The organism is Arthrobacter sp. Y3221160 (genome assembly GCF_059092585.1).
The window spans coordinates 306,649-327,045 of record NZ_JBNHHU010000002.1 but is presented as its reverse complement, the minus strand read 5'-3'; the positions used below and the strand labels follow the sequence as shown (position 1 = coordinate 327,045).

General features: G+C 66.2%; 15 protein-coding genes and 1 tRNA gene. 13 read left to right on the top strand and 3 right to left on the bottom strand.

Annotated features, from left to right (window positions below; translation table 11 throughout):
• The first annotated feature begins 8 nt into the window (after window positions 1–8).
• Together AC5RWG_RS14435 and AC5RWG_RS14430 are read left to right on the top strand one after the other, a co-directional pair.
• Window positions 9–944 carry a 4-(cytidine 5'-diphospho)-2-C-methyl-D-erythritol kinase gene (locus tag AC5RWG_RS14435; RefSeq protein ID WP_494001424.1) on the top strand — a complete coding sequence of 312 codons (936 nt, stop codon included), beginning with the start codon at window positions 9–11 and terminating at the stop codon, window positions 942–944.
• Between the two features lie 69 nt (window positions 945–1,013).
• On the top strand, window positions 1,014–2,849 hold the full coding sequence (locus AC5RWG_RS14430) for an ABC-F family ATP-binding cassette domain-containing protein (protein WP_494014341.1): 1,836 nt from the start codon (window positions 1,014–1,016) through the stop codon (window positions 2,847–2,849).
• 9 nt (window positions 2,850–2,858) lie between these two features.
• Here AC5RWG_RS14430 and AC5RWG_RS14425 read toward each other — a convergent pair whose 3' ends face one another.
• A complete protein-coding gene (locus AC5RWG_RS14425; protein ID WP_494014340.1) occupies window positions 2,859–3,359 on the bottom strand; it encodes a MarR family winged helix-turn-helix transcriptional regulator in 501 nt (166 codons plus the stop codon).
• 115 nt (window positions 3,360–3,474) lie between these two features.
• Between AC5RWG_RS14425 and AC5RWG_RS14420 the strand changes: the two genes are divergently transcribed.
• A complete protein-coding gene (locus AC5RWG_RS14420; RefSeq protein ID WP_494001421.1) occupies window positions 3,475–4,050 on the top strand; it encodes an NADPH-dependent FMN reductase in 576 nt (191 codons plus the stop codon).
• Window positions 4,051–4,274: 224 nt separating this feature from the next.
• A complete protein-coding gene (gene zapE, locus AC5RWG_RS14415) occupies window positions 4,275–5,366 on the top strand; it encodes a cell division protein ZapE (protein ID WP_494014339.1) in 1,092 nt (363 codons plus the stop codon).
• Here the strand turns inward: zapE and AC5RWG_RS14410 are convergent.
• Window positions 5,286–6,260: a DMT family transporter gene (locus AC5RWG_RS14410; protein WP_494014338.1), complete on the bottom strand. Its 975-nt coding sequence runs from the start codon at window positions 6,258–6,260 to the stop codon at window positions 5,286–5,288. The two genes, zapE and AC5RWG_RS14410, sit on opposite strands and share 81 nt — an antisense overlap.
• A 224-nt stretch (window positions 6,261–6,484) precedes the next feature.
• On the opposite strand from AC5RWG_RS14410, the gene AC5RWG_RS14405 reads away from it, so the two are divergent.
• The gene (locus AC5RWG_RS14405) at window positions 6,485–8,206 is read left to right on the top strand and encodes an ATP-binding response regulator (RefSeq protein ID WP_494014337.1); all 1,722 of its coding nucleotides are present in this window, start codon (window positions 6,485–6,487) and stop codon (window positions 8,204–8,206) included.
• A gap of 77 nt (window positions 8,207–8,283) precedes the next feature.
• On the opposite strand, the gene AC5RWG_RS14400 is transcribed toward AC5RWG_RS14405, so the two are convergent.
• Window positions 8,284–8,439: a hypothetical protein gene (locus AC5RWG_RS14400; protein WP_494073605.1), complete on the bottom strand. Its 156-nt coding sequence runs from the start codon at window positions 8,437–8,439 to the stop codon at window positions 8,284–8,286.
• 207 nt (window positions 8,440–8,646) lie between these two features.
• Between AC5RWG_RS14400 and AC5RWG_RS14395 the strand changes: the two genes are divergently transcribed.
• The 8 genes from AC5RWG_RS14395 to AC5RWG_RS14360 all read left to right on the top strand — a co-directional run bounded on the left by AC5RWG_RS14395 (window position 8,647) and on the right by AC5RWG_RS14360 (window position 19,852).
• Entirely contained in the window at window positions 8,647–9,681 is a 1,035-nt protein-coding gene (locus tag AC5RWG_RS14395) for a hypothetical protein (RefSeq protein WP_494167219.1), read from the top strand.
• Window positions 9,682–9,886: 205 nt separating this feature from the next.
• On the top strand, window positions 9,887–10,273 hold the full coding sequence (locus AC5RWG_RS14390; RefSeq protein ID WP_494073607.1) for a SpoIIAA family protein: 387 nt from the start codon (window positions 9,887–9,889) through the stop codon (window positions 10,271–10,273).
• Entirely contained in the window at window positions 10,263–11,846 is a 1,584-nt protein-coding gene (locus tag AC5RWG_RS14385) for a putative bifunctional diguanylate cyclase/phosphodiesterase (protein ID WP_494001414.1), read from the top strand. The genes AC5RWG_RS14390 and AC5RWG_RS14385 overlap by 11 nt, the downstream gene beginning before the upstream one ends.
• 110 nt (window positions 11,847–11,956) lie before the next feature.
• A tRNA-Gln gene (locus AC5RWG_RS14380) sits at window positions 11,957–12,028 on the top strand.
• A gap of 56 nt (window positions 12,029–12,084) precedes the next feature.
• Window positions 12,085–13,623, top strand: a complete 1,539-nt coding sequence (gene glmU / locus AC5RWG_RS14375) for a bifunctional UDP-N-acetylglucosamine diphosphorylase/glucosamine-1-phosphate N-acetyltransferase GlmU (RefSeq protein ID WP_494167218.1) — start codon at window positions 12,085–12,087, stop codon at window positions 13,621–13,623.
• Window positions 13,620–14,600, top strand: coding sequence for a ribose-phosphate diphosphokinase (locus tag AC5RWG_RS14370; protein WP_494001412.1), 981 nt, complete (start codon window positions 13,620–13,622; stop codon window positions 14,598–14,600). The genes glmU and AC5RWG_RS14370 overlap by 4 nt, the downstream gene beginning before the upstream one ends.
• 153 nt (window positions 14,601–14,753) lie before the next feature.
• Window positions 14,754–17,156 carry a helix-turn-helix transcriptional regulator gene (locus AC5RWG_RS14365; protein WP_494167409.1) on the top strand — a complete coding sequence of 801 codons (2,403 nt, stop codon included), beginning with the start codon at window positions 14,754–14,756 and terminating at the stop codon, window positions 17,154–17,156.
• Window positions 17,153–19,852 (top strand): helix-turn-helix transcriptional regulator, encoded by a 2,700-nt coding sequence (locus AC5RWG_RS14360; protein ID WP_494167217.1) that lies wholly within the window; start codon window positions 17,153–17,155, stop codon window positions 19,850–19,852. Before AC5RWG_RS14365 ends, AC5RWG_RS14360 begins: the two co-directional genes overlap by 4 nt.
• Window positions 19,853–20,397: the final 545 nt, after the last annotated feature.

The following is a 20,397-nucleotide window of genomic DNA, read 5'->3' as shown; positions in this document are numbered from 1 at the left end:
GCATCGATATGACCAGAACACGTCCCGTCCGCGTCATGGCGCCCGGAAAGATCAACGTCTCCTTCCGCGTCGGCGGCCCGCGACCGGATGGCTACCACTCGGTGGCCAGCGTCTATCTGGCGCTCTCGTTGTATGAGGAGGTCACCGCCACCGCGCGTGAGGACGATGCCATCACGGTCAGCGTGCGCAACGGGCCCGGGCTGGACTTCGATCTGGACGGCATCCCGCTGGACGCTTCCAACCTGGCGGTGCAGGCCGCCGACCTGATCCGCGAAACCTCCGGACACGCCCAGGGCGTGCACCTGGACATCACCAAGCGGGTGCCGATTGCCGGCGGCATGGGCGGCGGCTCCGCCGACGCGGCCGCCGCCCTGGTTGCGTGCAGTGCGCTCTGGAACACAGGCTACTCCCGCGACGAGCTGATCGGCCTGGCCGCCGGGCTCGGCGCAGACGTGCCGTTTGCGCTGCACGGCGGAGTGGCCGTCGGCCTGGGCGTCGGCGACCGGCTGACGCCGGCGCTGGCACGCAGCGAAATGCACTGGGTCCTGGTGCCCGCCTCGTTCGGTTTGTCCACGCCCAAGGTCTACGCCGTGGCCGACGACCTGCGCGCCCGCCGCGGCCACGTCCCGGACGAGCCCGAGCAGGTGGACCCGGCGATCCTGCAGGCAATGCAGTCCGGCGACGTCCACCAGCTGGCCGGCTGCCTGCATAACGACCTGCAGGAGGCCGCCATCGAGCTGGCCCCCGAACTGGCCGATATCCTTGAACTGGGCGAGGCCGAAGGCGCGCTGGCGGGCTTGGTTTCCGGGTCCGGGCCGACGGTAGCCTTCCTGACCGCCGGACGGCGCGAGGCGGCCGAGCTGGGGCAGCGGCTCGCGGATGTCGCCGGCGTGGTTGCCCTGCCGGTCCGCGGACCGGTGCACGGCGCCCGCATCATGGCCTGACCGCCCCGCCCCGCCCCTGGAACGACAGCGGCGCGTCCGCCTCCACCAACGCAACAGAAAGCAGCATCCTTGGTCCACCTGCTCGGCGCAGAAAACGTCAGCGTCTCCTTTGCCACCCGCACCATCCTGGACTCGGTGTCCCTCGGCCTGAACGAAGGGGACCGGATCGGCATGGTGGGGCGCAATGGCGACGGCAAGTCCACCCTGATGCGGCTGCTGGCGCACCGCGCCACGCCCGACGACGGCCGGGTCACCAAGCGCGGCGACGTCAACGTGGGCTACCTGGACCAGCAGGACGTGCTGGACGGAGACCTGCCGGTCGGCGTGGCGATCGTCGGCGAAGCGGCCGAGCACGAGTGGGCCTCCAACCCGCAGATCCGCGAAATCATGAACGGCCTCGTCGGCGACGTCGACTGGCACGCGACGGTGTCGTCCTTGTCCGGCGGGCAGCGCCGCCGGGTCGCCCTCGCCAAGCTGCTGATCGAGCCCCATGACGTGATCATGCTCGACGAGCCGACCAACCACCTCGACGTCGAGGGGGTCGCCTGGCTGGCCCGGCACCTGCAGACGCGGTGGCGCCCCACCGAGGGGGCCTTCCTGGTGGTCACCCACGACCGGTGGTTTCTGGACGAAGTGTGTACCCGGACCTGGGAGGTCCACGACGGCACCGTCGACCCGTTCGACGGCGGGTACGCCGCCTACGTGCTGGCCCGTGCGGAACGCGACCGGACGGCGGCCGTCGTCGAAGGCAAGCGGCAGCAGCTGGTGAAAAAGGAGCTCGCCTGGCTGCGCCGCGGTGCTCCCGCCAGGACCGCGAAGCCGAAGTTCCGGATTGAAGCGGCCAACGAGCTGATCGCCGACGTGCCCGAGCCCCGGGACGCGGTGGCCCTGAACAAGATGGCCACCGCCCGGCTCGGCAAGGACGTGCTGGACTTGGAGCAGGTTTCCTACACCCCGCCGGCCCGGCCCACGGACGGCGACGGCGGGCCCGCCGCGCTGTTCGACAACATCACGCTGCGGCTGGCACCGGGGGAACGGCTCGGCCTGGTCGGCGTCAACGGGGCGGGCAAGACCACCCTGCTGCGGTTGCTGAACGGCGAGATCCAGCCCACGGCCGGCAAGGTCAAGCGCGGCAAGACGGTGCAGACGGCCATGCTCACGCAGGAAGTCCGCGAACTCGACGATGTCATGGACCTCCGAGTGGTGGAGGTGATCCAGCGCGAACGCCAGGTCTTCAACATCGGCGGACGCGAGGTTTCCGCCAGCCAGCTGGTGGAACAGCTCGGCTTTTCCAAGGAGAAGCAGTGGACGCCGGTGCGCGACCTGTCCGGCGGGGAGCGGCGGCGGCTGCAGCTGCTGCGGCTGCTGGTCGGGGAACCGAACGTGCTGATGCTGGACGAGCCCACCAACGACCTGGATACGGACACGCTGGCGGCCGTGGAGGATGTGCTCGACGGCTGGCCGGGCACGCTCGTGGTCGTCTCGCACGACCGCTACCTGTTGGAACGGGTGACCGACCATCAGGTGGCGCTGCTGGGCGACGGCAAGCTCCGCGGGCTGCCCGGGGGAGTGGACCAGTACCTTGAGCTCCGCGAAGCGGCGCTCGCCGGCCGGCCCGCGCCGTCCCCGGCCGGCGCAAGCGCCACCGCCGCACCATCCTCCGGCGCCGTGCACAGCGAAGCGGACAAGCGCCAGGCCAAGAAGGACCTCAACCGGATCGAGCGCCAACTGGGCAAACTGGGCCAGCAGGAGGACAAGCTCAAGGAGCAGATGCACGCGGCAGGCGCCAAGTCCGACGTCGACTTCGCCGGGCTGGCGGAGATGAACCGCAAGCTGCAGGAAATCGCCGAGGAGAAGGAAGGCCTGGAGCTGGAGTGGCTGGAGGTCTCCGAAATCCTGGAGTGATCCCTCGGCTCAGGACGACCTGCCGCTGTTCCCCCAGAGGCCCGCGTCGCGGATGGACCGCTGGATCTTGGCGGTTGCCGAGAGCAGCGCCTCGCGCTCCGCGGCCGAGAGTGGATCGAAGACGTTCTCGCGCACGAAGCTGACATGCCCGGGGGCGGCCTGCCGGATGGCCTCCCAGCCGGCTGCGGTCATCGAGATGTTGAAACCCCGCGCATCCGTGGCACAAGCCACCCGCTCCACCAGCCCGCGGGCTTCCATCCGCTTGAGCAGGTGGGACAGTCGGCTGCGCTCCCAGTCCAGCTGCTGCGCGATGTCCCGGGCCCGCATGACGCCCTCGTCCGCCTCCGACAGGGACGCCAGGACCGAATACTCCACGCCGGACAGGTCGGAGTCGCGCAGCAGCTGGCGGTCCATGGCGGACTCGAAGCCCCACAGCAATTCCCGGAAGGCGCGCCAGATCTCTTGCTCGTGATCGTCCAGCCAGCGGGTGTCGGAGTTCACGACTGTCACTTCCTCGCCTTTGGTTGACAATTCAAGTTTCCGCCCTGCATAATTGACGTGTCAACAAAACCATGACGCGTCGACAATGTTGGCACGTCGGGACCAGACCTCGAAGGGGTTATTTATGACCAAGATCGCTATCGTTACCGGCAGCACCCGTCCGGGTCGTGTCAACAAGCAGGTTGCCGATTGGGTTCTCGCCCAGGCCGCCGGCCGCACCGACGCCGAGTTCGAGGTCGTCGACATCGCCGACTTCAACCTGCCCCTGCTGGACGAAGCTTACCCGGCCATGTACCAGAACTACCAGAACGACCACACCAAGGCGTTCTCGGCCAAGATCAGCGAGTTCGACGGCTTCATCTTCGTCACCGGCGAGTACAACCACACCGTCACGCCGGCCCTGACCAACGCCCTGTCCTACCTGAACGTCGAGTTCAACAACAAGGCCGCCGGCATCGTTTCCTACGGTTCCATGGGTGGCGCCCGTGCCGCTGAGCACCTGCGCAACATCCTGTCCGAACTGCAGATCGCCCACGTGCGCAACCAGGTCATGTTCTCGCTGTTCACCGATTTCGAGAACTTCGCCGACTTCAAGCCGACCGAGCAGAACGCCGGCACCCTGGCTCCGATGATCGACCAGCTCATCCCGTGGACCAAGGCCATGGAGTCCGTCCGCGCCGCAGCTGTCGCCGCCAACTAACCTGCGGCCCCCGGCGGCTTCGCGCCGCTTAACGCTCCGCATCGCAGGGCGCTCCGTACCTCCCGTCAGGGAAGCCGGGGCGCCCCGCGCCGTTAAGGCGGGGACGGCCGGAACGATGGCACCGGCGGGTCGGGTTTCGTTGGTACCGGGAGAAGGAGGGACGCGTCCTGGACGCAGGAAACGCTGCGGCCGGCCTGCGGGGGCGGACCCCCAGCCGCCGCGGGATGCTCGACCATCTTGAGCAGGCCGCCTCGGCAGCCGGCTTCCGCCTCGATGAAGACCAGCAAAAGGCCGCCCGCCTGCTCGCCGACGCCGCCGCGCGGCTCCGCGCCGGACTGCCCGCTTTTTCGGGCACGCGCCGCGGGCTGTACCTCTGGGGTCCCGTCGGACGGGGCAAGAGCTGGTTGGCCCGGGCGTTCTTCGAGGCCGTCGACGTGCCGGGCAAGCAGCGCTGGCACTTCCACGACCTGTTCCGACAACTGCACGCCCTCCGCCGCGACGCGCAGGATCCAGAGGCCCGGCCGCCGGGCACCAGCGCCATTGAGGTGGCCATCGACGGCTTGCTGCGCGGCTGCGCCCTGCTGGTCCTGGATGAATTCCACGTCCACGATCCGGGGGACGGCCAGTTGCTGGCCCGGCTGCTGCGCGACATCCACCGCCGCGGCATAGTGCTGGTCACCACCTCGAACTATCCGCCCGAGCAGTTGATGCCCGGCGAGGCTTTCCATGAGCTGTTCGAGCCCACCATCGCCCTGATCCGCCGCACCATGCACGTTGCCCCCGTCGCCGGCCCGGTCGACTACCGCACGCAGCCCGCCGATTGCGCCGACGGCCGGTCGGACGACGGCGGTGCCCGCCCCGGCCGGTTCGGCGACGGCGCCATGGTCGTTGCCCCGGACGGTCCCGGCGACCCGCGGGTTGCCGAGGCGGGCCTAGACTGGCCGTCCGCGGCAGAGGCGCGCGAACTGCGGCCGGGGAGCTGGCCGCTGCCGGTCCTTCGGAGCACGCCGGCCGAATTGTGGTTCGATTTCCGCGACCTGTGCGAAGGGCCCACCGCCGCCTCCGACTATTTGGGCCTGCTGGCGCACGCCGCCCACTGGATCATCTCCGGTGTGCCGCCCCGGGAAGCGATCAGCATGAACGGCTGGCAGCGCTTCAGCAATATTGTGGACATCCTCTATGACACCGACGTGCCGTTGACGGTCATCAGCGCGGAGCCGCTTGACCTGGCCTCGTCAGCCAGCCCGTCCGCCGTCGACATCTCCCGCATTGCCAGCCGGTTGGGCACCCTCGGCCGGGTGGGTGCCGCGCCCTGACTGCCGTTCCCGCCGGTCGCGCCGGCGGGACAGCGCAACGCCCAGCAGGCACACCCCGCCGCCGATGACGGCCAGCAAGGTGGGCGTCTCGCTCAGGAACAGCCACCCCAACACGATGGTGACCGGAGGAACAAGGTAGGACGAAACGCTCAGTTGCCCGGCCGGCATCCGGGCCAGGGCATAGGCCCAGGTGCTGAAAGCCAGGGCCGTGGGCACCAACCCCAGATACACCACGCCCAAGGTCGCCGCGGCCGGGGCGGTGCGCAGTTCCGCCAAAAGGTCACCGGCAAACGGCAGCGATGAGAGTGCACCGATGCTGCAGGCCAACCAGGTGACCTGCCCGGCCGGCACGCTGCCCAGGGCCGGCTTCTGGAGCAGCACCCCGGCGGAGTACGTCAACGCCGCTGCCAGCGCCCAGAGCAGCCCGACGCCGCCGGCCGCGCCGTCACCGGTGCCGAAGCCGATCATGACGACTCCCGAGAAAGCGACTCCGGCGCCGATGGCCAGCCACCTGGGGATGCCTTCGCCCAGGAACAGCCCGGCGCCCAAGGCCGTGAGCACGGGTGCGAGATTGACGATCATGGCGGTGGTGCCGCCGTCGAGCGATTGCTCCGCGGTGTTGAGGGCGAAGTTGTAGACGCCGAACCACGACAGGCCGCAGCCGGCGATCAGCAACCACGCCCGGCGGCCCGGCCTGACCCACGGCCGCCCGACCAACAGCAGTGCCAGTGCGGCCGAGCCGATGGCGAGCCGCATCAGGCTGAGCGGACCGGGCCCGAAATGCGGCAGCACGCCGCGGATCACGACGAAGGCACTCGCCCACGCCAACACCGTCACGATGATGGCCGCAAGGACCGAAAGCGGGACGGCGGCGATCCGCGGGACGTGTGTCATGGTGGCAACGCTAACCCAAGCGGCAGTGCACCGGCCGGGGCCGGACCGGAATGTCTGCTTCCCGCGTCTGGTGCCGGGCCTGCACCGGTCCTGATCGGGGGACGGGTGCGCGCCGGAGGCAGGACGGAACCTCCCGTCGTACCGGTGAGAGCACTGCTACTCTTCATTCATAACGTCGGGGGGCCGGGACGACACCGGGCCGCGTTCAATGCAGGAGGAATGCAGTGCGGACCGTTGCAGGTGAGCCCGGGGCGGCAGCGCGCCCAACCGTCCTGGTCGGCGCCGTGGACCCTGCGACCCGCGGGTTCCTGCGCAGCGTCCTGAGCGATGCCGGCATATCGGTCGCTGCGTTGACTTCCGCGGCCGAGGTGTTGGCCGAGGTGCAGCGCAACCCGCCCGACATCCTTTTGGTGGACGCCGCCGATATGTCCCTGGCCGGGATGGAAGCCGTGCGACGGCTGTCGGACAGCCAGCCGGGCGCGCAGTGGCGGGTGATGCTCATGGCCACCGAGGACGAGCTGCACTTGGTGGAACGCGGCTACGAGCTGGGCGTCTCCGACTACCTGATCAAGCCGCTGACGGCCGCCAGTGTGGTGAACCGTGTCCGCGTGACCCTCGCGAGATCGGAACACCGGCGACGGGAACGCAACGGGGTGGCCGTCCTGCGGGAGCGGATCCGGAATGTGTCCGACGGCATTCGCAGTACGAATGACCCGGACGAAATGATCAACCTCGCGTTGAGTGGCATCGGCGAGGCCTTCGAAGCCGACCACGTCTGGGTGCGTACCCTGGCGGACGAACGAGTGCCGCATACCACCGCTCAATGGATCAGCGAATCCACCCAGGGCTCCATGCCCTACCGCAGCGACGAACAGGTGCTGGAGCTGTCCTCGGCGCTCTGGGCCAAGCACAGCGTGCTCACGTCGGCCGACGACGGCGGCATCGATATCGCCGCATATCCCCATGTGGCCGAATGGCTCGCCACCCCCCGGGGCAAATTGTCCCTGCTCGCGCCCTTGGGGCAGGGCCCGCAGGCTTTCGGCTTGCTGTGCCTGATCCGCACGGGGCAGCCGCGGCCATGGTCGCCTGCCGAGATTTCACTGCTTCAGCACGTAGCCGGCAACCTGGCCCACGGTCTGATTCAGGGGCACCTGATTACAGTTCAACAACAGGTCGTGGAAAAGCTTCGCGAGCTGGACCAAGCCAAGTCGAACTTCGTGGCAACGGTCAACCATGAGCTCCGGACTCCGTTGACCTCTATCGCCGGGTACCTGGAGCTGGTGCTGGACGGAGACGCCGGTGAGGTCCCGGAATCAGTGGCGCGGATGCTGAAGATCGTGGGTCGCAATGCCGCGCGGCTCCGCGAGTTGATCGAAGACATGCTCACCCTGTCCAGGATGGATTTCCAGAGCAGCGGGTTGAAGACGGAACCGGTGGACCTGCCACGCCTCCTGCGCACGGTTTCCACCGCGCTGGAACCGGTGGCGCAGGCCAAGAACGTAAAGCTGGTCAGTGAGGGGCTGGACACCCGGCTCGCCGCCGACGGCGATACAAAGATGTTGGAGCAAGTCTTCACCAACATCCTGTCCAATGCCGTCAAGTTTACGCCGCAGGACGGGGAGGTGCGGGTCACGGTCGGCCTCGGCGGCAAGAACGACGACGGCGTCCCCTGCGCCGTGGTCAAGGTCGCCGACAGCGGGATCGGCATCCCGGAAGAAGACCTGCCCCAGCTCTTCTCGCGTTTCTACCGGGCATCCAACGCCCATGCCATCCAGGGCACCGGTCTGGGCCTGGCCATCGTCAAGGGGATGGTCGACCAGCACCGCGGCGATATCTCCGTGGAGTCGAGGGTCGGCATCGGCACGACCTTCACGATTACACTTCCGCTGGATTCCGGACCGAAACAGCAACCCGCCGACGCCTCCGACGCCGTCGCTGTCTCTTAAGCCACAAAGGCCGTGGCATGCGTCCGAAGATGCATGCCACGGCCTCAGCCGGCGAGCGGGATTCCCGCTCTATTTACTTAGTGCGGCCAGTTGCCGGTCTGAATCGAGAAGCCGCCATCGACAGACTTGACGGTCGTGATGGTGGTGTAGCTGCCGTCGGCGGCTGAGGCAGCCGTCGCGCCGGTGATGGCCAGAACTGCAGCAATGAGTACTGATGCCGAGAACTTTTTCATTGGGTGCTCCCTCGTTTTTTATGCATAGACTCGCAAATCGATGCAGTGGTGATGACACTGTTTAGTGTACAGACAGGTGGGTGTTCCAACTACCGGTTAAACGACACATTCGGGGGTTCCCCAGTTAGCGCGCCGGGCCTAATAGGATGATGCAGATGGGACCACTTGCCTGTCTGAATAAACTTCGATGCATGGAGGATAGGCACCATGGCTCCTGATCCGTCCGGAGATAGTTTCCTAATCGAGCTGCGCGCGCGGGAGGCTTTCGGCCGAAGGGACTTTCTGCACGGGCTGGAGCTGGCACTCCAGGCCGCGCGTCGGGCGAAACAGGCGGGTGATGAAACGGCTTGGTGGCAGATGACTTTGTTTCAAGCCGAATGCCAGCGGGGCATGGGTGACATACGATCTTGCATTGAGACGGCGGAAGTTCTCCGCAAGCATCCCATCACGCTTGGGTCGAGAGAGCTCGAATGCCGTGTTCTCACCCTGCTGTCGGATGTTTGTCAAGCAGCCGGCGAGCTAGACCGAGCTGTTCAGTTCGGGGTCAAAGCGGTTCACATTTCCTCGGACATAGACGTAGGTGAGAACCTGAGAATAGGTTCTTTTCTTGCCTTGATCGCTTCCCTCGCGGAGAGCGACGAATTGGAGCAGGCTTGGCAGGAGTGCCTGAAGCTTGTCGGAATCTTGGGGTCAGGCATCGATTCACAGGCTACAGGCAAGGGCTACTGGGTCATCGGCAATGTGGCCTTCCTGCGGCATGAGGCCGAGGACGGGATTAGGTACCACAAGCTCGCAGCTGAGTACCTGTCGCCCTTGAATGATCTGGCTCTGTGGGCTTGGTTCAATCGCGCTTCTGCGTCAATGCGGTTGTCGGCAGGTGTGGCAGACGCCGAAACAGAACATTGCATGGAGCGTGCTGAGTTGGCCGCGTCGATTATCGGTGAGGATGGCAGCGACCGGTTTAAAAACCGTTTGAACCGCGCCAACTGGCACGTTTTAAACCAGGAATTGGATCAAGCCGTGGCGATACTCGTTGGCATCTGCAGCGAGTCTGAGGCAATGGGCCACCAAACCGCGGGAGAAGCGAATCTTCTCTTGGGGCGGGCCCTGCAGGAGCAGGGCGACTTCATGAATGCGCTGCGTTGCCTTAAGGAGAGCCAAGCCTATTTCAGTCAAGCGGGTGCCAAGGATCGGGCGGCGCAGGTTGCGGCTGCAATCGCCGAGTTTCCGCGGGCTTCGTAACATGCATTCTTCATCGTGTCATTGAGCGTGTCATGAACTCCGTTCGTTTACGCTGTGAACGATTGGCAGTTCTGAAGCAGTAGGTTCTGGATTTGTTGGACGGGAGCGAAAGCTTCCACCGAATCGTTGGGGAGCGGATGCACGTGCTAGGTCATGGCTGGCCCGAGAGGGTTGCAGGAGCGGTATCCAATAACGACGCGGCCGCATGAGGCGCGTGGTTGACCCGGCCGATGCCGTTGCAGCCGACGTGATCAGTGCCGGCGGCGGCATCATCAGCGTCGATCTTCCGAACGGATCAGCCTTCACCGACGAAGTCGCGGCCCACACGTCAACACAGCTTCGCGTTCTTTCCGGCGGCCACCCGTGCCGTGTCTTGATGCGGATGACGGGCATCACATCAATCTCCCGCCTGGCCCGGTCCATGCTGGGCCGGCAGACGAATGCATCCGCCATCGCCCTCGTGGGCGAGTCTCCAGTGGACCGGGTGATCGCCAACTTCGTGCTGGGAGCCGAACCGTCCGAATGCCCTGTCCGCTACTTTGACTCCGAACCACAGGCCCTCGCGTGGCTGGAACGGGACAATGCCGCATAATGCCGATCCTCGGCTCCAGCAGTTGGTCGACGGGATGGTCCGCCTGGCCGGAGGCGATCTGTCCACCAGGATCGACCCCTCGCCGGCACGCGACGATATCGACGCCGTCATCACGGGCGTCAACCTGTTGGCCGAGGAGCTGCAGCTTAGCTACATGGAACTGGAACAGCGCGTCGAGCAACGGACGGCTGAACTGCGCCAGGCACATCGGGACATGAGCCGGATGGCCCTCACAGATGCCTTGACCGGGCTGGCGAACCGCACGGCCTTGGCCAAGGACATGGACGCCGCGCTCGACGATGCGCGGTCCGGCCAGCGGGCCCCGGCATTGCTCCTGCTGGACATGGATTCCTTCAAGCAGGTCAACGACAGTTTTGGCCACGACGCCGGCGACCGCGTACTCACGGTCGTGGCGAACAGGCTGAGGTCCGTCGTGCGCGACGGCGACACGGTGGCACGGCTGGGCGGCGACGAATTTGCGGTCCTGCTTCCGCGCGCGACGACGGACCTCGCGCTCCAGGTGGCCCAGCGGATTCTGGGCGTGCTCAATGACGAAATCCAACTGGACGAAGTCACCGTCTGGCCCCAGGCCAGCATTGGCGTCCGGGTGGCAGATGCGGGACAGACCGCGCAGAGCCTGCTGCTGGACGCGGACACGGCAATGTACGAGGCGAAAAAAGACCCCCAGAACCGCACCAAGGTCTTCCAGTCCCATATGCTTCAGGCGCGCCAACTGCACAACCAGATGGCGTCCGAACTCCGCGGTGCCATCGCGACCGGCGGCTTCGAGCTCGAGTACCAACCGGTGGTGGATCTGTGCACGGGCCTGCCGATCGGGGTGGAAGCGTTGATCCGGTGGAATCACCCGGTGCGGGGACGTGTCATGCCGGCCGACTTCATCCCCATGGCAGAACAGACCGGCCTGATTGTTGACCTGGGGCGGTGGACCTTGTGGGCGGCCGCGCACCAGTTCGCCCAGTGGTCCGCCGAACTGAACCTGGATCCGGCGTTCCAGATCCGCGTTAATCTCTCGGTAGCCGAGCTCCAACGCATCGACCTGGTAGAGCACGTTCGGGGCGTCTTGAGGGATTCCGGAATGCCGGCCGAGTCGCTGGTGCTGGAGATCACGGAGACCGGTCTGGTTACCGGGGGAGAAGTGGAGACCTACTCCTTGCTGGCCCTGCGCAAGCTCGGGATCGGCATCGAAATCGATGACTTCGGAACCGGCTACTCATCGATCAGTTACCTGCGCCGGTTGCCGGTTGACATGGTCAAAGTGGACCGGTCCATCATTGCTACGCATTCTGCCGACGGTTCCCAGCAGGACTTCATCGGTGCCGTCCTTCAGCTCATTCGTGCTGCGGGGCTGGACGCGATCTTCGAGGGCATCGAGACGCGGGAACAGGCGGAACAATTGCGCGATCTTGGCTGTAGCGGTGGCCAAGGGTTCTATTTCAGCAAGCCGGTGTCGGCAGCAGTCATGGCCCGGCTGTTGCGCAGCGGTGCCAGCCTGCCGGCGGCCGTCGAGCCATCCTTTGAGGACGCACCCAGCTTGGCGACCGCGGTGGAGTGACCGGCACGGATGCCATGTGTCGGCGGCCCGTGCCGCCGAGTCGCATCGGGGTTGGCAAACGTGGCAAAATGGACACTTGTGCCGCCGGGTCAGTGTTCTTGGCGGCACGGTCCGCCCTGGTGTAATGGCAGCACCCCGGCCTTTGGAGCCGTGGAGTATAGGTTCGAATCCTATGGGCGGAACGACCACCGGCCGGTAAACCGGAGGTGCTGCGGCAGGTAGGATGCCGTTAACCCAAATGCACCGGCCACACCGGAATCAGCGCAGCGAGGAGTGCCACTTAGTGAGCCCCCAGGACGTCCCTGAACAAAACGTCAAAAACGCTTCAACACCGGCAGCGGTCATCGTCCTGGCCGCGGGGGCGGGCACCCGGATGAAGTCCAAAAAGCCCAAGATCCTGCATGAGATCGGCGGCGTCTCCATGGTGGGCCACGCGCTCGCCGCGGCACGCGGCCTGGCACCCACGGTGCTCGCCGCCGTCGTACGCCATGAGCGTGACCGGGTGGCGGAGCATATCTCTTCGCTGGATCCGGACGTACTGATCGTCGACCAGGACGAGATCCCCGGTACCGGGCGCGCAGTGGAGGTGGCACTGGATGCCCTTCCCGCCCAGCCGGACGGCCCCGTGGTGGTCACCTACGGCGACGTTCCGCTGCTGACCACGGCGCTGCTGAAGGAACTCGTGGCCGAGCACGCCTCCAGCGGGAATGCCGTTACCGTACTGACCGCAGTCCTCGATGACGCCGGCGGATACGGGCGGATCATCCGCGCCGAGGACGGCAGTGTCCAAGGCATCGTCGAGCACAAGGACGCCACGGACGAGCAGCGCGCGATCCGTGAGGTCAACTCCGGAATCTATGCCTTCGATGCCGGAGTCCTTCGCGCCGCCCTGTCCAGGATCACCACGGACAACGCCCAGGGCGAGAAGTACCTGACCGACGTGCTGTCGCTGGCCCGGGCCGACGGCGGCCGGGTGGCCGCCGTCGTCACCACCGACCGCTGGCAGGTGGAGGGGGCCAACGACCGGGTCCAGTTGGCTGCCCTGGGGGCGGAGCACAACCGGCGGGTCTTGGACGCTGCCATGCGGGCCGGCGTCAGCATCGTGGATCCGTCATCCACGTGGATCGACTCGACGGTGACGTTCGGCACCGACGTGACGCTGCTGCCCGGCACCCAGCTGCACGGCGCCACGCATGTCGCCTCCGATGCCGTGGTGGGGCCGGAGACGACCCTGACGAACGTAACCGTGGGCGAGGGCGCCTCGGTCATCAGGACGCACGGCACCGATTCCGAGATCGGGCCCGGCGCCACCGTCGGCCCGTTCACCTACCTTCGCCCCGGCACGGTGCTGGGCGAGAAGGGGAAGATCGGCGCGTTTTACGAAACCAAGAACGTGACCATCGGCAAGGGCGCCAAGCTGTCCCATCTGGGCTATGCCGGGGATGCGGAGATCGGTGAGTATGCCAACATTGGCTGTGGCAATATCACCGCCAATTACGACGGCGAAAAGAAGCACCGTACAGTCATCGGCTCGAACGTGCGCACCGGCTCGAACACCGTCTTTGTGGCTCCCGTGCACGTGGGCGACGGTGCCTACTCCGGCGCAGGCGCGGTGATCCGCAAGGATGTGCCGCCCGGAGCGCTCGCGGTCAGCGTCGCGCCGCAGCGGAACCTTGACGGCTGGGTGCAGAAGAACCGCCCCGGCAGCTCATCTGCAGAAGCTGCCACCCGAACTTCCTCCACGCAATCCCCAACTGCAGAAAGTGATCCTTCATGAGCGGAATCAAGGCACAGGGCGAAAAGAGGCTGGTGCTGGCCTCCGGACGCGCCCATCCCGAGCTGGCGCGGGAGATCGCCAAAGAGTTGGAGATCGACCTCCTGCCGACGTCCGCCTACGACTTCGCAAACGGCGAGATCTACGTCCGGTTCGAGGAAAGCGTGCGCGGCACCGACGCCTTCGTGATCCAGGCGCACCCGGCTCCCATCAACGAATGGCTGATGGAGCACCTGATCATGGTGGACACGCTCAAGCGGGCCTCCGCCAAGCGCATCACCGTGGTCGCTCCGTTCTACCCGTATGCCCGGCAGGACAAGAAGCACCGCGGCCGGGAACCGATCTCGGCCCGCCTGGTGGCCGACATGTACAAGACGGCCGGCGCGGACCGGCTGATGTCCGTCGACCTGCACACGGCGCAGATCCAGGGCTTCTTCGACGGTCCGGTCGACCACCTCATGGCCATCCCGCTCCTGGCCGAGTACGTCCGCACACGGGTCGACCTGGACAACGTGACCGTGGTGTCCCCGGATACCGGCCGCGTCCGCGTTGCCGAACAGTGGGCCGAGCGGCTGGGCGGGGCTCCGCTGGCCTTCGTACACAAGTCCCGCGACGTGAACGCGCCGAACCAGGCCGTGTCGAAGCAGGTCGTCGGCTTGGTTGAGGGCCGCACCTGCGTGCTGATCGACGACATGATCGACACCGGCGGAACGATCTCCGGCGCCGTTCAGGTCCTGAAGAACGCCGGCGCCAAGGACGTCATCATCGCAGCAACGCACGCCGTGTTCTCGGATCCGGCCGCCCGCCGGCTTTCCGAGAGCGGTGCCCGGGAAGTGGTGGTCACCAACACGCTGCCGATCCCGCCGGAGAAAAACTTCAAGGAATTGACCGTCCTGTCGATTGCTCCGCTGGTCGCCCGCGCGGTCCGCGAAGTCTTCGAAGACGGCTCGGTCACGAGCCTCTTCGACGGCAAGGCCTGACAGCGGGGCCTGACACAGTTTCAACCAGTCTCTAGCGGTTCCTGAGCGGAGCCGGCGACGGGTGACGGCCTGACGATGTGGCCGCCCCCTCGCCGGCTCCTTTTCCGTCTCCGGAGGCTTCCCGTCTCAGACCGGGACTGTACCTTGGCCGGCGTGGATCATCTGCCGCAGCCGTTCCCGGCCCACCCGCCTGCTACTCGTGTACAAGGCCGGACTCGCTGGCTATGGTTAATTTCACGTCCGATGGGGGTCGGGCGTTGGGGGCAGGGGAAGAAAGACGGTCTCGCCATGAAGGCTGAGAGTTTATTCAGTCATGCGCTTGTGCCCGGCCCGGACACGGTTCTGATCGGCCGGGTGGAGGTCGCAGGAGCGGTTCTTAAAGCGCTGACGGACAGGGGATCCGCGGGCGCGGTCGTCGTCGCGCCCTCTGGATACGGGAAGACCCTGCTGGCACGGCATGTGGTTAACCATCTTGGGGAACGCGTCCTGGTCGTCCAACTGCGCGGAACCGCGTACGCGCGCAGCCGCTCCTACGGGGCGCTGACATACTTGCTGGCCGAGTTGGATGACTCGCAGCTGGCGCACCCGATGTTGGTTCTGGACGGATTGTCACAACAACTGAGCCAGGCAGCCGGCGGCAGAGACGTCGTCCTGCTGATCGACAACGCGGAGCATATCGACGGCGACTCCGCGACACTGCTCGGCCAACTGGTCACGAGGGGAGATGTACGAAGCATTATTCTCGCCCGGGATTTTTCGGCGGTTCCACCGGCCTTCCTGAGCCTGGGCCACGACCCGCGAATGCGGCGGATCGACCTGCCTCCCCTGAACCAGTCGGAAGTTGGCGAGCTGGCTGCGACCGGGCTGGACGGACGGCTTTCACGCGAAGCGGCGCGGGTGCTGCAGGCACATTCCGGCGGGAATCCAAGGTTGGTTCCGTTGCTGGTCAGGGACTACGTATCCTCAGGTACTCTCCGGGAACGGAACGGCGTATGGGTCCACACCGGCAAACCGGTCCGGCTGGGGCCGCCCACGGTGAGCACTGTGTGCGCGACCCTGAGCGGTTTGGACGACGACGTTCTGGAGCTCGCCCGCCAACTCGCGGAGTCCGGCGGTCTTCCCCTGTCCGATCTGCAGGCGACCGGGCGCGGTGGTGCCTTGGACCAGCTTCAGTATCGCGGGATAGTTGGTATCGGCTACCATCCGGCCCCAGTGGTCAAAATCGCTGACCGGCTCATGGCAGAGGCCCTCCGCGCAACCTCGCCCGACGGCCACTATCGGTCCCGGCCACCGGCCGTGCCCCGGACGACCCTCCGCAGCCGCCCGGAACCGGTCCGGAACGGCTTGGTGCCGCCGCTAAACACGGCCCGGTCCATGGTCTTTCAGGGTGAGTACGCTGGCTCGCTAGACCTGCTTCGGCGCTGTGCAGAGGATCCCTTTGTCCCGACGTGGCAGAGGCTGCTCAGCCGGGCCCTGCTCTGCGAGTCCTTGGCAGTCACCGGGCGCAGTGATGATGCGCTGGCGGTTGCCGACGAGCCGTGGCCCGACCTTGCAACGGTGCCTGAAGAACGCCGCCGGGAGATCCAACAGCACCGGGCCGCAGCCTACTTGCTGTCCGGCTCCTGGTTGGACGGCGCCGGGCGTCTCCGCCAGTGCGGCCGCCGTGGTGATCCCGGCGGTACGTGGGAGGAACTCGTTGACGGCATCGTGCTGGCCTTAACCGGTGATCTGCACCGTGCAGCGGGCCTGCTGCGCTCTGCCCGCGCCCAGTCGTCGGAAGCGGATCCCGACGGATTGGCACCATTGGCCGAAGCGGCCTTGGCTTACTGCCGGGCCATGCTCAATGAAGCCGGCGGAGAGGCAGGAACAGAACCCCCCCGCGGCGGGGCAAGTCCCTGGCTCATCAACCGCCTGGAACGGCACTTTCGCGCCATGGCACGGGCGGCCAGCGGCGACGTCGATGGTGCGCTGCGACTGCTGCGGCAGCAGGCGGCTGCGGACCGGTCGGCGGCGGTCGGCGCAATGGAGATGATGGCGCTGGCGGCCATGGCGCGTCTGTGCGGGGTGGACGAGGATGGCCGACTGCTGGAACTTGCCACCCGGTGCCAAGGACCTTTCGCCGATGTCTGCGAAACGTACGCGAAGGGCCTCGCTTCCGGAAATGCCAGCCTGCTTCTCCAAGCGGCCGAGCAAGCGGCTAGAGCCGGTCAACTGACCTTTGCCCGCGACGTAGCCGGCCAGGCCGAGGCGGCCGCAGACAGATCGGGACGGGCCGATGTACTCCGCAGGGTCAGGCGCAAGGTTCGTACACTCCTTGAGGCCGGGACGGAATCAGGCTACGAGGCCGCCTGGCGCGGGCGCCTCACTGCGCGTGAACAGGCTGTTGCCAGGTCTGTTGCCGAGGGCCGCAGCAATCACGCTGTCGCCCGGGAACTTGGTGTCTCGACCAGAACGGTCGAAGGCCACTTGTACCAGGTGTTTTCCAAACTGCTCATTCGCAGCCGTCAAGAGTTGGCCGAGATGCTGGCTCCGGACTCCCCTGGCCCAACCGCATGAACGTTTCCGGCTCCGGGGGCGGGCGCCGGGACCTCGTCGATGCGGTGACCGCTTGCCTCGCCGGCCAGGCAACCGGCGGAGCGGTGCTTTACGGGGACGCCGGCATAGGGAAGTCCACCGTCGCGGATGGGGTTGTCCGGAACCTTGGGGACACGGTGCGGGTGCAGCGGGTACGAGCCGAACCAACCCTGGCGCACGTGCCCTACGGTGCGCTCTTTCCTTATCTGAGGGGAGTGACCCCCGCGGAGTTGGAATCTCCGCTGGCGGTCCTGCGGACGGTGCGCACCTCCCTTGCCAAGGGCCCCGCGGGCGAGGCCCGTCCCCTGTTGCTGATGGTCGACGATGTCCATGATCTGGACGACGCGAGCAGCCATCTGCTGGCGCAACTGGTCATGGCGCGCTCACTCAAGATCCTTGCGCTCTGTAGAAGCTGGAGCGCGCAGCCGCGGGAGCTCCTGGAATTGTGCCAGGACGGGATCCTGGAAGCCTTCGAAGTGCGCCCGCTCACGACGGGGGAAGTCCGCAACACCCTTGAACAGATGTTTGGAGGGGCCGTAGCCGGCGGGACGGTGCAGATGCTGCAGCACAAGTCTTTGGGGAATCCGTACCTCCTGAAGGCCTTGGCCGCCCACGCTGCTGCAGCGGGCAATGTGGTGCAGCACCACGGAGTGTGGCGGATGATCCAGGAACCCACTGGCCTGGATCCGGGCGCACTTGATCTGTTCAAGGGACTGGTCAATGGGCTGGAGGCACCTCAGCGGCGTGTGGTGGACATCGCCGCACTGGCCGGCTCGGTGTCGGCTGCAGCGGCCGGTGCCCTCTTCGACAGTATGGCGGTCCGATCCTTGGAGGAGATGGGGCTGTTGGCGGACATGCGCACCGGAAACCTCGCCGTGCGGCTTCGGTTCCCGCCGTACGCGGACGTTATCCGATCCATGGTGCCCGCAGGACGCAGCGCGGAACTTCTCAACCAATACCTGGACGTCATGAACCGCCTGGAACCTGCCCCGGAAAGAGCCAGGGTGGAACTGGTGCGCTGGCAGGTTGACGCCGGCCGGCCGCCGTCACCCGAAGAATTACTGCCTGCCGCGTGTGCCGCCAATGACGAGTGTGACCATCAGCTGGCTCTAAGGCTTGCAGATGCCGGCACAAACGGCCAGCCTGCCGCTCTGGTGGAACGAGCGCGCGCCCATTGGGGGCTGGGCGACAGCTCGGAGGCCAAAACGGCGCTGGACCTGATCCATGAGAACGTGGACCATCGGACAATCGCGGCCGCCGCGCTGCTCCGGGCGTCCCTGGTGGAGCCGGAAGCCGGGTACCGGGTTCAGCTTGAAAAGATTTCCTCCGGTTGGATGGAAGCAGCGGCGGCGCAACCCTCGACGGCCCCGGGCGACGCTCCGGTCGCAGCGGCGTGCCTGGATGCAGCAACCGGTGCTTGGTTGCTGCAGGCTTATGCCGACATGTTGGAAGGAAACTTCGGAACGGCCCTCGATCGGCTGGAGAACGCCCCCGCCCCTGGATCTGAGGATGCTGGAGTTACCCGACTGCTTGCCGGTACCGTCAAGGCGCTTTGCCTGGCGGAAACCGGCCGTTTCAGGCAGGCGGCGGAAGCCGGGACAGAGGCCCTGAAGCTGGTCGCGGCAACTCCGTCGCTACGGTCCTTCTATCCCTTTGTCTTCTCCCGGAACGTGGAGTCCTTGTTGATCGCCGGCCGCTACCAGGAGGTAGAACGCGCCCTGGATGAATACAGCAGGACCGCGCCGTGCCGGCACCGTTGGTTTTCAGGTAACGAATCCGCTCTGCGAGGACTGCTTCTCTTTCGAAGGGGCTGGATGAAGCCCGCGGTCCAGTCGTTGGCGGAAGGTATCGGCCCGCTGCGCCACGAGGATCAAGGGATGCTGCTTCCATCCGTGCTCGGAGCCGCAGCAGCCGGAGCGGCTCTGTTGGGCAACGGCGGGCAAGCCAAAGACTTCCGGGTTGGCCTGCAGAAAGAAGCGGGCACCGGGAGCCGCCCGCGCCTGCTTGTAGCCTCTGCCTACGCTGCAGCAGCTGCATCAAGCCGCGCGGGCCCGCCGGGAACAGCACGCGCGAATCCGGTTCTTCTGCTGGACGAACTTGAAGCCTTCGCGGCAACGGCCCGTGCGGCGGGATGGGTCAGCGCAGAGAAAGAGATCTTGGAGCATCAGCTCCTGCTCGGGGACGGTAGCGGGGCGGCACGTCTCGCGGAACTGTGCGCCCCGTTGGATGGGCCCGAAACCCAGGCTTTGGCGGCTGTCGCGTCCAGCAGGGCCTCATCGGATCCGGGGGGTTTGATGGCAGCAGCCGAGATGGCAACGCGTGCGGGCAAAGATTTGCTCGCGGCCACGGCAACGTCCTGGGCATCGGACATCTACCAGCGGCAGGGGCTTCAACGCCAGCACAACGGTGCACTGCACCAATTGCGGGTAACCCTGCGCCGACTCGACGGTGTCACGACTCCTGCAACCGAACGTGCCCGGGGGAGTGCACCGGCACTGACCGCGCGGGAGCAACAAATTGTCCACTTGGTGCGCCGGGGCGCCAGCAACAAGCAGATCGCGGAGTCCTTGACGCTCTCTCCCCGGACCGCCGAGGGACACCTGTACCGGATATACCGAAAACTCGGGGTCGAGAACCGCCAGCAGCTGATCCGGTACGCCGAAGTACTGGATCAGTGAGGGCCAACAGCAAGTATCTGACGCGCAGATCCAAGTACCGCCCGCGAAGCAGCAAGTAGGCCATCGGTCATGCCGCGGCAGGAAACAGCCGAATTGTCGGTCCAAGTCGAGTGTCGGCTACTTGGGCATACATCGTAGCCGCTTCCTAGGCTGAAACTGTCGAAAGCTTCGGTAGAAACCAAGGGGGCGTGAGGCTCTCGACGACTATCGGTTCCGGGACAGTCCGCGGGCATGCGTCGGCGGGCTGTGACATCCATCCCGGCAACCGAATTTGGGGCACGGGCCTCGCCTGGGACACGGGCAGCATCGCGCATCCCCGTAGGAGCACTGCGCGCGCTGGTCGATCGCAGAATCCGTCTGGTGGAACGGATTGGGGACCCGGTTGAACAGATTGGGGAATCGTCATGATCGCAGAACTCGACAAGGTCTCGAGGGCCTGCCACACGCATGTTCACACATGCGGCGGTCCCGCACGGTCCGGCGCAGCAGAACGGGTCACCGGAGCTGTCCAGGCCTGCAGCCCGGGACTCACACGCTCCCCCCGC